Raw genomic sequence first — 13,725 nt, 5'->3', positions numbered from 1 at the left:
TGTGGTTCCGGGCGGGTACGGCTCAGGCCGCGCCCGAGCTCAGGTCGCCGTCGAAGACCTTGTCCAGGAAGCTCTCCAGGTTGACGACGACTCGCATGATCCGCTCCTCGTTGCCGAGCGTCTCGAACCGCACGCCGAGCTCCGTCTTCCTGATGTCCCGCACGTAGAGGGAGCAGGCCAGGTCGGCGCACATGTAGGTGCCGACCGTGTTGCCCTGGCGGCCCGCGGCGCCGACCCTGGGCGCGACGAACAGGGAGATCCCGGTGCCGGCGTGCGGTGTCACGCAGATCGAGCAGACCGTGCTCTTGGCATAGCTCCTGTGCACCTCCCGGCTGAGGCGCAGGGTGACGCCGACGAGCTCGCCGCGCCGCTCGGTGACCAGGTAGCCGCGGTCGGGCGCGCCGGGGTCGAGCCAGCCCAGGAAGTCAAGGTCGGCCCAGGGGGTCTCCGGCAGGCTCCTGGGCAGGTTGATCCTGCGCGCCTCCCCCTTGGAGCAGTTGACGAAGGATCCGCGGATCTCCTTCTCACCTACCGGAATCATGACTCACCCACTGTTGATCGACACGTCTGCTGGGGCCCTGCCCGCGCGACCGGCGCCGCCGCCGGGAAGGGACAGGACACGGACGAACCGCCGGGCCCCGTCTTTCGGACATCCGGTTTTCGGACATCCGGCGCCGACCACTATCTCAGCGCGACATCGGGGACGTCGAATGCTTTTCCGACACCCGGGGATCGCGCGCGTGCACGTTTCAGTAGCGGCTCAACCCTCATCCGTCGGCCGCCGTACGAGCGCGGCGAGAATCCCCGGTGATCCGACCTGGCCGCCTGCCGATCCCGGACCGCTGGATCCGCTGGAAGCTCACCCGGAGCCAGGAGTCTCGCGGACCATCGCCACCAAGGTCGGCCTGGGGGACCTCAGATCTCCTTGAGGAACCCGGCGTCGACGGCGAAGTCCGCGCCGGTGGTGCTCGCCGAGCGCGGCGAGGCGAGCAGGGCGATCACGTCGGCGACCTCCTGCGGTTCGACGAGGCGACCGGTGGTCAGCTTCATCATCTCCGGTGCGACGCTGTTGATCACGGTGTCCCGGTCGGTGCCCGCCTGGGCGGCGATGATGTCGGCCGCGCCGCCCTCCTCTGTCCACCAGGCGGTCCGCACGGGCCCCGGAGAGACGGTGTTCACCCGGATGCCCTGCGGTCCGAACTCCTCCGACAGCGCCTTGGTGAGATTGTTCAGGCCCGCCTTGGCGGCGTTGTAGTCGACGTTCATGGGGGCGGCCTGCCGGGCGCCGCCCGAGGAGACATTGACGATCGAGCCGCCGCCCCGCTGGAGCATCTGCGGGATGGCCGCGCGGACGGCCCGTACGACCGAGAACAGGTTGAACTCGAACATCGCCCGCCAGTCGTCGTCGGTGGGGGCCAGGAACGAGAAGCGCGGCAGGGCCACGCCGGGCGGTGGGCCGCCGGCGTTGTTCACCAGGATGTCCAGGCCGCCGAACGCCTCCACGGCCCGCGCCACGACCTGGGCGGGCGTCTCGGGGTCCGTCAGGTCGGCCGCCACATGGAGCAGTCCGGGGCCGCCGAGCGCCTCCAGCTCGGGAGTGCTCCTGCGCGAGGCGGCCACGACGTGGGCCCCCTCCTCGAGCAGGGTGCGGGTGACGGCCAGGCCGATGCCCTTGGAGGCACCGGTGACGACCGCGACGCGGCCGGAAAGCTGCAGATCCATGAATGTCCTCTCATCGCCGAGCCCCGTCCCGCCGAGGTGGGGAAGGGCTCTTCACCCGGGCAAAGCTATGGCGGTCATCCGATTCCGGGCTGGCGACATTCAGACCGGTAATTCACCCCGGATCCGGACCCCGTATCCGGCGTGGGCGCTCCGGCGGCCGGCGCACCGGCAGGGAATCCTCATCGGCCTCCCGGATGATCCGAGCCTCCCGGGCGAAGCGAACCTTCCGGGTGAACCGCGCCTCCCGGGCGAAGCGAGCCGAGATCGTCTCTGCGGCCCCCGCTGTCGAACCCGGTGAGACCCGCGCCCGCCCGGCCGGTCCGGACCCGTTCGGCGGCATGCAGGAGGGCCGGGCGGTGCCGGGGGACTTGTCAGCTTGTATCCGTACAGAGCACTACGCTCGGCATATGTCTGACCAGCCGGTATGCCACTGCCTGCTCTGCGTCGAGCGGGAGGTGGAGCTCGACCCGGCCGATCTCGGGACGCTGCGGAGCGTCCGGGACCGGGGGTGGGCGATTGTCATGATCCCGGAGGACGAGGACGGTCCCGGCTGGGCGTTCACCGTCGGGCTGTGGCACACGCTCCGCTCCCCCGAGGTGGTGATGCTCGGTCTCCGGGTGGACGTGATGGGCAACTGCCTCAGCACCCTGGCCGACCGGATCGCCGCCGGGCACCACCTGGTCGAGGGCCGGGAGCGGGACGACGTGATCAGGAACTACCCGGTCGTCGCGAAGGCGGTGGACACCAGCTGGTACCGGTCGCTGTTCGGCACCGCGCTGCACTTCTACCAGGGGCCCCCGCTGCCCTTCATGGAGATCGTCTGGCCCGACGCCGCGGGCCGCTTCCCCTGGAACGACGGTTGCGCCCCGCGACTGCGGGAGCTCCAGCCCGCGCTCTGGATCCCCAAGGACGACCACGCCCCGGGCCCCTGGACCAAACTCCCCTGACGGGGCCACGCCGGGCGGACGAACCACCGGCGACGCCGAAGCCTCCCGGCGGAGACCACGGTCACGGTGAGGCCACCGTACGACGGAGGCCGGGCCGGCGCCGAGTCCGCCGCACGACGGACGCCCTGGTCAGCGCCGGCGTCACCCGGAAGGCGTGAGAACCGGAGCGAAGGAGACCGGCCACGTTTCTCCCGGCTGCCGAACCGGCCCTTTACTACAGTTCATTACCAATTTCAAGGTGTCTTGTTTCACACTGCCCGACGGCTCTTTCCAAGTCATTCACAAGTCCCTCCCAAGAGGGAAAAAGGAACCTCTAACCGTATCGGATAACGCTTCAAAAACCGTACAAAGAACGCCGAAAACGCTTTCCATCATCAATTCTCCTCGCACATTTCCCTTGCCGGAGACGTGAGGACAAGTGAGGTCGGAAAAGGCCGTTGACCCGACACGACGATCGACCACCTGGCGAGGGACATCTCGCACCCCGTGACCGCCGGGCGGCACACGGACCGTCACACGCTCCGATGTCATAAGCGAATCGCCGGAAGACCGGCACACCGCCCTGTAAGTCCGGCGGGAGTCCCGGGGGAACCCGCGGCCGCCGACCGCCTGACAACGCCTACGAGGAGAAGCATGCACGTCAACCTCAACAAACCCGTCATGGAAGAACTGCACAGGGTGGTTTCAGAGCCGATCTTCAACCCGGTCCTCAAAACCTTCGTCGGGGAGGGGAAGCTGGACTACGAGGTGTATGTGCGGACCTCGGAGTTGTTCTCCCTGCAACCCGCCACCGACGAACTCGTCTCCTCCGACGAGCTGATGTTCCAGATGGTCCACCAGGCTCAGGAGGTGTGGCTGAAACTTCTGGCGCACGAGATGACGGAGCTGGTCGGCGACCTGGACCTGGACGCGCTCTGGGACGCCTCGGCGCGGCTGGACCGGATCGCGCGCATCGTCCGCTGCCTCAACGACGAGCTGGGCGTCCTGGAGACGCTGACGCCCGACTCGTACCAGACGATCCGGCGGCATCTCGGGAACGGCAGCGGGCAGGAGTCACCGGGGTACAACCGGCTGCGCGTGGCGGCCCAGTACATATCGGACGCGCTCGACCGGCTGACCGCCCGCCGCGGGGTTTCGGCCACGGATGTCTACCAGGCGCGGGACGCCCGGCACAGTGACCTGAAGCGCACGTTCGAGCTGCTCCTCGACGTGGACGAGGCCTACCAGATGTGGCTCGTCACCCACTTCATGCTCGTCCGCAGGACGATCGGCATCAGCCGGGACACCGCGGCGCTCGACGGCGTGCCGACGCAGGTGCTGACCGGCCGCATGACACAGCCCCTCTTCCGGCAGCTGTGGAAGGTACGCGAGGAGATGACCGCCACCTGGAAACGCGACGGCGGGTACGCGCCCGGAGAGTCCAGGCACGCGGAGAAGGGCTCCTGATGACCCGCACCGACGACAGCGCCGCGAACCCCGTCGGCGACGGCGCCCCGAACCTCATCGACGGGACGGGCGGCGCGGACCACGACCGGATGGTGAGGTCGCTGCGCGCCGAGTTCCCGCTGCTCGACACCTGCGTCTACCTCAACAGCAACTCCACCGGCGCCGTCCCTCGCGGTGTGGAGGAGGTGCTGCGCCACTACTGGCGGACGCTGACCAGGTGGCGGGACGAGGTGTGGGGCGACTGGCTGGAACAGACGTCGGCCTACACCGACGCCCTCGCCGCCTTCCTCGGCGCACCCCCGGGTTCCGTCGTGACCGACGTGAACCTCAGCACGCTGCTCGCCCGGATCGGCACCTGCCTGGACTTCGGCGGCCCGCGGAGCAAGGTGGTCACCACCGGCTTGGAATTCCCCACGGTGCCGCTCATCTGGCAAGGGTTCGCCCGGTACGGGGCGGAGCTGGAGATCGTGGGTTCGGGCCCCGGGTTCGACGAGGCCGCGCTGGAGGCCGCCATCGACGAGCGGACCCGGTGCGTGTGCGTCTCACACGGCAGCTATTCCACCGGAGCGCTGCTGGACCTGCGGCGGATCGTCGCCAGGGCCCACAGCGTGGGCGCGTACGTCATCGTGGACGCCTACCAGACCGTCGGCACGGTTCCCCTGGACGTCACCGAACTGGGCGCCGACTTCGTGCTGGGCGGCGCCCACAAGTGGATGTGCGGCGCCGCCACCGCGTTCCTGTACGTGCGCCCCGACCTCATTGCCGACCTGCGACCCGCGGCGACCGGCTGGCTGGCCGGCGCCGACCCGACCTCCTTCCGCTCACCGGTCGTGTTGGCCGGGGACGCCCGCCGCCTGGCCTCCGGCACACCGGTGCCGCTGGGACCGATGATGTCCAGGATCGGCCTCGACCTCCTGTCCGGCATCGGCGTCGAGACGATCCGCGGGCACTCGCTGGCGTGCACCGGCCGGGTGCTGGAACGCGCGGACGCGGCCGGAATCGAGGTGGTGACCCCGAGGGAGCCACACCGGCGCGGCGGCGTCGTCTGCCTGCGATTCGACGGGGACGAGCGGGTGAGCAGGTCACTGGTCGACCGGGGCATGGTGTGCAGCTGGCGCGGCTCCCTGCGCGTGGCGCCCCACATCTACAACACGATCGCCGAGGTCGACGCCTTCATGGACGCCGTCGAGACGGAACGGGAGCGGATCACCGCATGAGCGTCACCCCCCTGTCGCCACGGGCTCTGCTGAGCCTCCTGGCCAACGGTACGAAGGCGATGGACGTCGTGGAGACCGCGCTGCGCCTCGGCCTGCTCGACGCCCTCGAACCCGGTGCCGAGACCGGCACCCGGACGGACACCCGGACGGACACCCGGACGGACAGCATCTCCCTGTCCGACCTCAGCGTGCGGCTCGGCGTCGTACCCGGCCGGCTGTACAAGATGCTCGACTGCCTGGAAAGCCTCGGTTTCGTGCACCGGGAGCAGAGCGGCGACGACCTGGGCCTGGCCCGCTACCGGGCGGTCCCCGGCCTGAGGCAGGCGGCGGAGGCCGTCGCCGGTCCCGGCTCGTTGGAGCGCGACCGCGACCGGTATCCGTGGCGCCTGCTCCACGGCAGGCTCGTCGACGTCCTGCGCGGCGAGATGTCGATCCCCGCGGCCACCTTCGGCTGGCCACCGCGCGACGAGGAGCGACTGGCCGACTTCGAGCAGAGCATGGCCGCGGGTCTCGGCCCCGTCATCGAGACGTTCCGCGCGCACGCCGGGCGGCTGTGGGGCGAGCGGGCGCTCCGGCTGCTCGACGTCGGCGGCGGTGACGGCACCCTCGCCGCCCACCTGCTGGCATGCTCGCCCGCCCTCCAGGTGGACGTGTTCAACCTTCCCGCGGCGGAACCGCTGGTGGGCCGTACGAGGAAGGAGAGCGGTCTCGGCGGGCGGCTCGGATTCGTCGCCGGAGACTTCCTCGACGGCCCCCTGCCCGACGGGTACGACGCGCTGTCGTTCGTCCGCGTCCTGCACGACTGGCCGGTCTCCACAGCACGGGCGCTGCTGCGGAAGGCCCACACGGCCCTCGTCCCCGACGGGCGGATTCTGATCTGCGAGGAGTTCAGGACCCCCGACCGGCTCGCCGGGCAGTTCTTCTGGTCGTACTTCCTCATGGGCGTCGACAGCTGCGTCAGCCGCCTCTACGAGATCGAGCACTACGCGCGGCTGCTCGAAGAGAGCGGCTTCAGGGACGTCACCGTCCTGCCGGGCCCCTTCGAGCTGATCACCGCGACCCGTTGACCCCGCGGGGTCCGCCCGGCGGACCCCGCCGCCCTTCATCGAGATCGTCTGGTCCGATGTGGCCGAACCTCGCGCGCGAACCCGGGCCGGTGCACTGGAAGGCGTACGGCCACGGCCGGGGATCACGACTCCTGGAGTACGGCAGGTGCCTCCCGGGGAGGGACGCGCGGGCGGTGACCGCGCCGGAAGCATGAGCGGCATGGAGACGCTCGATCTCGCCCGCCTGCAGTTCGCCGTGACCTCGGGGGCACACTTCCTGTTCGTGGCCCTCACCCTGGGCCTGGCCACGGTGCTGGCGGTCACGCAGACCCGGGCGACGCTGACGCGTTCCGACACGCAGCTGCGGATGACCCGGTTCTGGGGACGGCTGTATGTGATCAACTACGCGATGGGCATCCTCACCGGGCTGGTGATGGAGTTCCAGCTCGGGATGGCCTGGAGCGGGCTGACGCACTTCGCGGGGAACGTGTTCGGCGCCTCACTGGCGATGGAGACCCTCGTCGCCTTCTTCATCGAGTCCACCTTCCTGGGCCTGTGGATCTTCGGCTGGGACCGGCTGAACCGCTGGGCGCACCTGGGCGTGATCTGGGTGGTCACGATCACCGCCTACGCCTCGGCGTACTGGGTCCTCGTCGCCAACGGCTTCCTGCAGAACCCGGTCGGTGCCGAGGTCGTGGACGGGACGCTGCGGCTCACCGACGCGGTGGCGGTGCTCACCAACCCCGACGCGCTCCTCGCGTTCGCCCACATCCTCTCCGGTGCCCTGGTGACCGCCGGGTTCTTCCTCGCCGGGGTGAGCGCCTACCACCTGCGCCGCGGGACGGCCGAGCAGGAGTTCTTCCGCAGGTCCCTGCGGATCGGCGTGTTCACCACGCTGCCCGCGCTGCTGGTCAACGCCACGTTCGGCGGCGTGCAGTTCCCGTCCCTCCAGCCGATGAAGACCGCCGTCTTCGGCGGGCGGGAGGCGGAGATCTCCCGGTTGCAGGCCGAGATGGTCGCCACCCACGGTCCGGGGGACTACATCCCGCCCGTCGCGCCGACGCAGATCAGCGCCATGATCATGCTGGGTGTCTTCACGGTGCTGCTGCTCGTGTCGGCGCTGAGCGTCCTGCTCGCCTCGTTCCGCCGGATGGTCCTGGGGGCGCGGGCCTGGCACCTGCTGCTGATCGCGATGATCCCGCTGCCGTTCGTCTCCATGATCGCCGGCTGGGTGTTCAGGGAGGCGGGCCGCCAGCCCTGGATGGTGAACGGCCTGCTGACGACCGAGGACGCGCTGAGCGACCTGTCGCCGGGCACGATCTGGGTCTCGCTGATCGCCTTCATCACGCTGTCCGTCCTGCTGATGGCCGTCAACGCCTGGATCCTGGCGCGCAGCGCCCGCCAGGGCCCCGAGGCACCCGCCACCGGCCCGGCACCGGCCGAGCCGACTCCGGTCCTGGCCTTCTGACAGCCCCGCTGTCCACCGGCCTTCGTAAAGGGAAATCGCTATGGAAATCGCCCTGCTCGCGTTCTTCGCGGTCGGCTACTTCGTCCTCGCGGGCGCGGATCTCGGGGTCGGCATGCTGCTGCCGTATCTCGGCCGCACCCCCGAGGAGCGCGGCCGGGTGCTCGGCTCCATCACCCCGTTCTTCCTGACGAACGAGGTCTGGCTGGTCACGGCGGTGGGCGTACTGATCGGCGCGTTCCCCGTGCTGGAGGGGGAGCTGCTCAGCGGGCTGTACCTGCCGTTCGTCGCGTTGCTGCTCGGCTGGGTCGCCCGCGACGCGGGGATCTGGCTGCGCGGGCGGGTGGACCGGGCCGCCTGGCGGGCCCGGTGCGAGGGCGCCGTGGTCGCGGGCAGCTGGCTGGCGGTGCTGAGCTGGGGGCTCATCCTCGTCGGGATGGGCGACGGGTTCACCGTCGGTCTCGGCGCGCTGGTCGCCGCTCCGCTGGGGGCCGTCCTGTTCGCCGCCCACGGGCTGGCGCTGGCCGGGCTCCGGCTCGACGGCGCCCCTCGGGAGCGGGCCCGGCGGTTCGCCGGGCCCTCGGCCGGGCGTGCGGTCTACGCCCTGACGTCGGCCGGGATGGCTCTGGCCTGCCTGCTGGCCGGGGCCCGCCTGCCACTGGCGGAGCACCTGGCGGACTCGGCGACGCTCACCCTGCTCACTCCCTCGATGGTGCTGCTCACTCCCCTGCTGGTGGCGTCACAGGTGTGGCTGTGGTGGCTCTTCGGCCGCGTCCAGGTCAGGCAGTGATCATGAAAGCCAGCCCGAGCAGCACTGCCACGGGGATGACCCAGACCACGGCCTCGATTGCGAACTCCTTGTACACGGCGAGCTTCTCCCTTTTATCCACGAAAGCGGTGAAGCGCAGCATATGCGCACTTGGCGGCATCCTCACACCCGGGTTGGCGACCCGCCTCAGCGGGATGACGGCGCCAGGTAGTGGAAACTCGGTCTTTGGTGCATCAGGAAATCGTGGTGGGAGATGTTCCAGGCGTAGGCGCCCGCCATGGTGAACTCCACCCGGTCACCGGGCTTCAGCGCGACGGGCACCCGGCGGGCCAGGATGTCCTTGGGGGTGCAGAGCTGGCCGACGATCGTGATCGGCTCGCCGGGCTCCGTGATGACCAGCGGCTGGTCGTGGCCCTTGGTGGCGGGGGTGCGGATGTGGTGGGTCCCGCCCGCCACGACCGCGAACAGCTCGCCGTGGACGCGCTTGACGTCGATGACGCGCGTCACGTAGCGCCCGCAGTAGACGGTCAGCGAGCGCCCGGGTTCGATCCTGAGCGTCTCACCGGGACGGCGCAGCCGCCCGAGGCCCTCCCCGTAGGCCTGCCAGTCGAACCGCGTCCCGGGGTCGGCGTACGAGACGGCCATGCCGCCGCCGAGATTGATCTCACCCGCCCCCAGCGTCCGCGCGTAGTCCAGGACCGCCGCCGCCAGCTCCAGCATCCGGGGCGCGTCGAGCCCGCTGGCCAGGTGGGCGTGGATCCCGCGCAGCCGTACGGCGTCCTGGGTCTCAAGCAGCGCGACGCACTCGGCGATCCCCGCGGGATCCATCCCGAACGGCGTGGCGCCGCCGCCCATCGCCAGCGAGGCCCCCTCGATCGGGATGTCCAGATTGACCCTGAGCAGCACGTCGGCGGAGCGACCGGAGGCGAGCAGGCGGCGCAGCTCGCCGGGACTCTCCACATGCAGGCGGGTGACCTCGCTGAACAGCTCGTCGTCCGTCTTGCCGGGGCCGCCCAGCGCGACCGGCGCGTCCGGGAAGTGCTCCCGCACATGCGCGAGCTCCCCGCCGGAGGCGACCTCGAAGCCGTCGAGGTGCGGAGCGAGCGTCCGCAGCAGCTCCGGGTCGGGGTTGGCCTTGACCGCGTAGTACAGCTCGACGTCTCCCAGCGCGGCCCGGACGGCCCCGGCATGGGCGTCGAGCTCGGCCAGGTCGTAGACGTAGGCGGGTAACCGCCCGGCGGGAACGGACACCGAGGTCCGCGTCGTGGCCGTGACTGTCACAGGCGTTCTCTCCGATCTCAACGGTACGGGGAGCCGGATCTCGACGATCAGGCAGTGGACGGGCGTGACGGGCAGGCCGGTCGGAACTCGTCGTACCCGGAGACCTGGCCGATGTGACCTGCGCCTGCCGGCAGGCCGGTCAGAACTCGTCGTCCCCGGAGACCTGGCCGATCGAGAAGATGTGCCTGTTCGCGGCGCAGATCGTCTCCAGGACGTGGACCGGCGTGTCCTCTCTGGAGTATCCGGCTCGAAGGACCTGCACGACCCACTCCCCCGGTTCGAGTTCCAGGGTGTCGTACTCGAAGGATGTCGGCGGGCGAGCCGTCAGGTTCTCCTCGGCATGGCCGAAGACGTGCCCGAGGGCGACCAGCGCCGACTGGAGCGACGGCTTGACGAACTCGGGCTCGGCGATGCGCGTCCCCCCGAACAGGTCCGCCCGGAAGTAGCTGGTGGCGATCCGTACCGGAACCTCGTCGGCCGTCATCATCTTCCGGCGGGCGATCACCTCGGTGCCGGGCTCGACGCGCAGGCAGGCCGCCACGTGATCACTCGCCGGCTCCGGGCCGACATAGAGCATTCTGCGGTCCGGCTTGATCCCCTGCCGCTCCGCCTCGACGAGAAAGAGGGACGCGGAGGCGCGCACGGCGGGGTCGGTCGGCAGCGCCCGCCGGACCAGCACCTTCGGCACGCGGGCCGCCGCTCCCTCGGGGGCGCGGGCCGCCGGCCCCTTCCGCATCTGGGATATCCGGCCCGGGGAGACGCCCAGGTGTGCCCCTATCTCCTCCAGGCCCATGCCGGAGTCACGAGCCTCGGCGATCGCCTGGCGGCGCATCTTCGCCGCCTCCTCCAGGCGCTCCTGCTCCTCGGTCATGAGACGGCCCAGAACCCGTGCGCGCTCGATGGGGTCACTCAGCTCGGAAACATCACGCAGCGTATTCAGATCCATCCGGGACCGTTCTCCTCGCGCTCGACACCGAATGGGATTTTAGCCCCCCTACAGCAAGAGAAACCGCAGCCGGGACAGCGACCCTGCGACACAGCGAGGAAAGTCACCTCGGCGCCGCCCAGGATGACGACGATGACTGACTGTAATGTTGTGACCACACCCGAAGGAGGCTGTCGACGATGACAGATGCGAGTGCCGAGGAGCAGGGCGTCGTCGCCGAGCGGCTCAGGTTCGGGACGGGCCTCGCCGAGAGCGAGCGTCAGGGGATCATCGAGCGGTTGGCCGGGCTGGGAAAGCGGCTGCTCTCCTATCCCGGTGACGCGGTGGAGCTGCGGCTGAGCGTCAAGGACCGCGACACGCCCCAGCAGCGGGTGACGCTCGAATGCGTGCTCCCGGGCACGGAGCCGCAGGTGGCCCACTCCTATGAGCAGGATCTGCCCGCCGCGCTCGCGGAGGTCCGCGACGAGCTGATCCACCGGCTGGACAGGCTCAAGACCAGGCGGGACCCGCGCCGCGACCACCCGCACCGGCCCTGAGCCACGACACCCCGGCGGTCGCCCCCGCCGTTGTGAGCTCAGGTCAGCTCCCGGCCGAGCCGTCCTTCGGGGGCGCCTCGGGGGCGGAGGCGCTGAGCCAGCGGGTGCCGTACGGCTCCAGGGTGAACTTCACCCGGCCACTGGCGGGCAGCCTGATGGTGCCGTCCACCAGCAGGTCGACCAGGACCTCGCAGTGGTCGAGACCGTCGAGCGTCAGCTCCACCTGAGCCTCGCGGTCGGCGAAGTTGTGGACGGCGACCACGGTGCGGCCCTCGGCGCCGGCCCGGTGGGCCAGCACCGCCTCGTCCCCGGCGTCCAGGACCTCGTAGCCGCCCCAGGCCAGCTCGGGCGACTCCCGGTAGCGCTCGGTCAGCAGCATGATCCAGCGCAGCAGCGAGTCGGGGTCGCGACGCTGGTCGGCGACGTTGACGTTGCGCGGGCCGTACTTGCCGGTGGGCGAGGCCACCGGGGTCTTCGGGTCTGCCGAGAAACCCCCACCGGCCGACCACTGCATCGGGACCCGGACGGCCATCCGCCCCTCGGCCTCCAGGTTCTCGCCGAGGCCGATCTCCTCACCGTAGAAGAGCACCGGCGTGCCCGGCATGGAGAACAGCACGCTGTAGGCCAGTTTGAGTCTCCGCATGTCCCCGTCGAGCATCGGCGGGAGGCGGCGGCGCAGGCCCCGGTCGTAGACCTGCATGGTCTTCTGGGGTCCGAAGGCGTCGAAGACCTCCTGCTTCTGCGACTCGGTGAGCTTGTCCAGGGTCAGCTCGTCGTGGTTACGGAGGAACATGGCCCACTGGGAGTCGTCGGGCGGCTCGGGCCGCTCGCGCAGGGCGTCGGCGAGGAGTTCGGGGTTCTGGCGGGCCATCGACAGGTGGAACCGCTGCATGGCGATGAAGTCGAAGCACATGGTGACCTCGTCGCCGTTTCCGCTGTCGCCGAAGAACGTCATCAGATCCGGGTAGGGCAGGTTGACCTCGCCCAGCAGGATCGAGGTGCCGTCCCGGCGGTTCATGAAGGCGCGCAGGTCGGCGAGGAACTCGTGCGGGTCACCGCCGATGTCCTCGATCAGGAACGGCACCGCGTCCACCCGGAAGCCGGACAGGCCGAGCTCCATCCAGAAGCCGAGGATGCGTGCGATCTCGTCGCGGACCTCCGGGTTGCCGGTGTTCAGGTCGGGCTGGAACCGGTAGAAGCTGTGGTAGTAGTACTGGCCGGTCTCCTCGTCCAGCTCCCAGAGACTGTCCTCCTTGTCGGGGAAGACGATCGCGCCGGGGTCCACCGGACCTGGCTCGTCCCGCCAGATGTACCAGTCGCGCTTGGCGGAGTCCCGGCTGGAGCGGGCCTCGGCGAACCAGGGGTGCTCGTCGGAGGTGTGGTTGACCACCAGGTCGGCGATCACCCGCATGCCGCGGTCCCTGGCCGTCCTGACGAACTCCACGAAGTCCCCCAGGCTGCCCAGGCGGGGGTCGACCGAGTAGAAGTCGCTGATGTCGTAGCCGTCGTCGCGGCTGGGGCTGGGAAAGAACGGCATCAGCCAGACGCAGGTCACCCCGAGCCGCTCCAGGTGATCGACCTGCTGGGTGAGGCCACGGAAATCACCGATGCCGTCACCGTTCCCGTCCTTGTAGGTCTCCACGTCCAGGCAGTAGACGACCGCGTTCTTCCACCACAGGTCGGCTGTATGGGTGAGTCGCATGCGTCCGCACTACCCTCTCTTTGCGCGTTTATGGGGTAATGCACCCCGGAGTTGACCTGAGGGGGATCGCAGCGGCTCCGAAGGGCTACGGTGGACAGCGATGACGGCCAGGAGGAGATCATGCGACAGCTGAGGCGCGGCGCGCCCTTCGGCTGGTTGCTGACCCTGCTGCTGCCGCTGCTGGTCTCCGGAGGGCTGGGCGGGGGAACCGCCGCCCTCGCCCGGCACACCGCGGTCGTCCAGGCCGTCGGCGAGCATCAGCCGCTGTCGCGCCCGCTCCTGGACGGCGTGCAGCGGCACTCCCTGGTCTCCGGATTCGCCGGCACCGGGTCCGGCCTGGGCGGCGGGGGCGGCCACCCGCTCACGACCCCGCCCACCGACCTCCGGCACCTGTTCCTCGCCGCCGGCCCGCTCACCCGCCCGGCGGGTGACGAGGACACCCGCCCGCTCGCGGCCCTGCTCGTCAGGCCGGGGCGCGCACCGCCCGCCTCCACAGCCGGCTGAAACACCCCGGAACCGCTCCGGGTCTCTTCGCCGTACGTGAAAACGCCTCCGCCGCGAGCGAAGACGTCTTTTCCCGTACCCGGAGAACGCCTTCTCCCCAGCCGAAAGGCGTTCTTGCCGTACGCGAAGCGTGCCGCCGTCCCT

Annotated in this window: 14 protein-coding genes; 8 read left to right on the top strand and 6 right to left on the bottom strand. The window is 70.1% G+C overall.

Features of this window, described 5'->3' with window-relative positions; genetic code table 11:
* Positions 1-22: 22 nt before the first annotated feature.
* Together ACWD3H_RS28655 and ACWD3H_RS28650 are read right to left on the bottom strand one after the other, a co-directional pair.
* Positions 23-541, bottom strand: coding sequence for an FBP domain-containing protein (locus ACWD3H_RS28655; protein ID WP_451957178.1), 519 nt, complete (start codon positions 539-541; stop codon positions 23-25).
* 374 nt (positions 542-915) lie between these two features.
* Positions 916-1,722 carry an SDR family NAD(P)-dependent oxidoreductase gene (locus ACWD3H_RS28650; protein ID WP_451957177.1) on the bottom strand — a complete coding sequence of 269 codons (807 nt, stop codon included), beginning with the start codon at positions 1,720-1,722 and terminating at the stop codon, positions 916-918.
* Positions 1,723-2,129: 407 nt separating this feature from the next.
* On the opposite strand from ACWD3H_RS28650, the gene ACWD3H_RS28645 reads away from it, so the two are divergent.
* The 6 genes from ACWD3H_RS28645 (at position 2,130) to ACWD3H_RS28620 (ending at position 8,633) form a co-directional block, all read left to right on the top strand.
* Entirely contained in the window at positions 2,130-2,669 is a 540-nt protein-coding gene (locus ACWD3H_RS28645; protein ID WP_451957176.1) for a DUF4262 domain-containing protein, read from the top strand.
* Between the two features lie 633 nt (positions 2,670-3,302).
* Positions 3,303-4,115, top strand: a complete 813-nt coding sequence (locus tag ACWD3H_RS28640; protein WP_451957175.1) for a tryptophan 2,3-dioxygenase family protein — start codon at positions 3,303-3,305, stop codon at positions 4,113-4,115.
* On the top strand, positions 4,115-5,332 hold the full coding sequence (locus ACWD3H_RS28635) for an aminotransferase class V-fold PLP-dependent enzyme (RefSeq protein WP_451957174.1): 1,218 nt from the start codon (positions 4,115-4,117) through the stop codon (positions 5,330-5,332). Before ACWD3H_RS28640 ends, ACWD3H_RS28635 begins: the two co-directional genes overlap by 1 nt.
* Positions 5,329-6,399: a methyltransferase gene (locus tag ACWD3H_RS28630; protein WP_451957173.1), complete on the top strand. Its 1,071-nt coding sequence runs from the start codon at positions 5,329-5,331 to the stop codon at positions 6,397-6,399. The genes ACWD3H_RS28635 and ACWD3H_RS28630 overlap by 4 nt, the downstream gene beginning before the upstream one ends.
* Before the next feature lie 199 nt (positions 6,400-6,598).
* Positions 6,599-7,846, top strand: coding sequence for a cytochrome ubiquinol oxidase subunit I (locus tag ACWD3H_RS28625; RefSeq protein WP_451957172.1), 1,248 nt, complete (start codon positions 6,599-6,601; stop codon positions 7,844-7,846).
* A 40-nt stretch (positions 7,847-7,886) separates the two neighbouring features.
* Positions 7,887-8,633: a cytochrome d ubiquinol oxidase subunit II gene (locus tag ACWD3H_RS28620; RefSeq protein ID WP_451957171.1), complete on the top strand. Its 747-nt coding sequence runs from the start codon at positions 7,887-7,889 to the stop codon at positions 8,631-8,633.
* On the opposite strand, the gene ACWD3H_RS28615 is transcribed toward ACWD3H_RS28620, so the two are convergent.
* The 3 genes from ACWD3H_RS28615 to ACWD3H_RS28605 form a co-directional block, all read right to left on the bottom strand.
* Positions 8,623-8,754 carry a hypothetical protein gene (locus tag ACWD3H_RS28615; RefSeq protein WP_343974738.1) on the bottom strand — a complete coding sequence of 44 codons (132 nt, stop codon included), beginning with the start codon at positions 8,752-8,754 and terminating at the stop codon, positions 8,623-8,625. The genes ACWD3H_RS28620 and ACWD3H_RS28615 overlap by 11 nt on opposite strands.
* Before the next feature lie 44 nt (positions 8,755-8,798).
* A complete protein-coding gene (locus ACWD3H_RS28610) occupies positions 8,799-9,893 on the bottom strand; it encodes an alanine racemase (protein WP_451957170.1) in 1,095 nt (364 codons plus the stop codon).
* Positions 9,894-10,032: 139 nt separating this feature from the next.
* On the bottom strand, positions 10,033-10,839 hold the full coding sequence (locus ACWD3H_RS28605) for a GntR family transcriptional regulator (protein WP_355563065.1): 807 nt from the start codon (positions 10,837-10,839) through the stop codon (positions 10,033-10,035).
* Positions 10,840-11,018: 179 nt separating this feature from the next.
* Between ACWD3H_RS28605 and ACWD3H_RS28600 the strand changes: the two genes are divergently transcribed.
* On the top strand, positions 11,019-11,375 hold the full coding sequence (locus ACWD3H_RS28600) for a hypothetical protein (protein WP_451957169.1): 357 nt from the start codon (positions 11,019-11,021) through the stop codon (positions 11,373-11,375).
* 43 nt (positions 11,376-11,418) lie between these two features.
* Here the strand turns inward: ACWD3H_RS28600 and ACWD3H_RS28595 are convergent, their stop codons facing one another.
* Positions 11,419-13,077 (bottom strand): alpha-amylase family protein, encoded by a 1,659-nt coding sequence (locus ACWD3H_RS28595; RefSeq protein ID WP_451957168.1) that lies wholly within the window; start codon positions 13,075-13,077, stop codon positions 11,419-11,421.
* Positions 13,078-13,197: 120 nt separating this feature from the next.
* Between ACWD3H_RS28595 and ACWD3H_RS28590 the strand changes: the two genes are divergently transcribed.
* Positions 13,198-13,581: a hypothetical protein gene (locus ACWD3H_RS28590; RefSeq protein ID WP_451957167.1), complete on the top strand. Its 384-nt coding sequence runs from the start codon at positions 13,198-13,200 to the stop codon at positions 13,579-13,581.
* Positions 13,582-13,725: the final 144 nt, after the last annotated feature.

The organism is Streptosporangium sp. NPDC002607, assembly GCF_053592655.1.
This window is presented reverse-complemented; position numbering and strand designations above follow the sequence as displayed.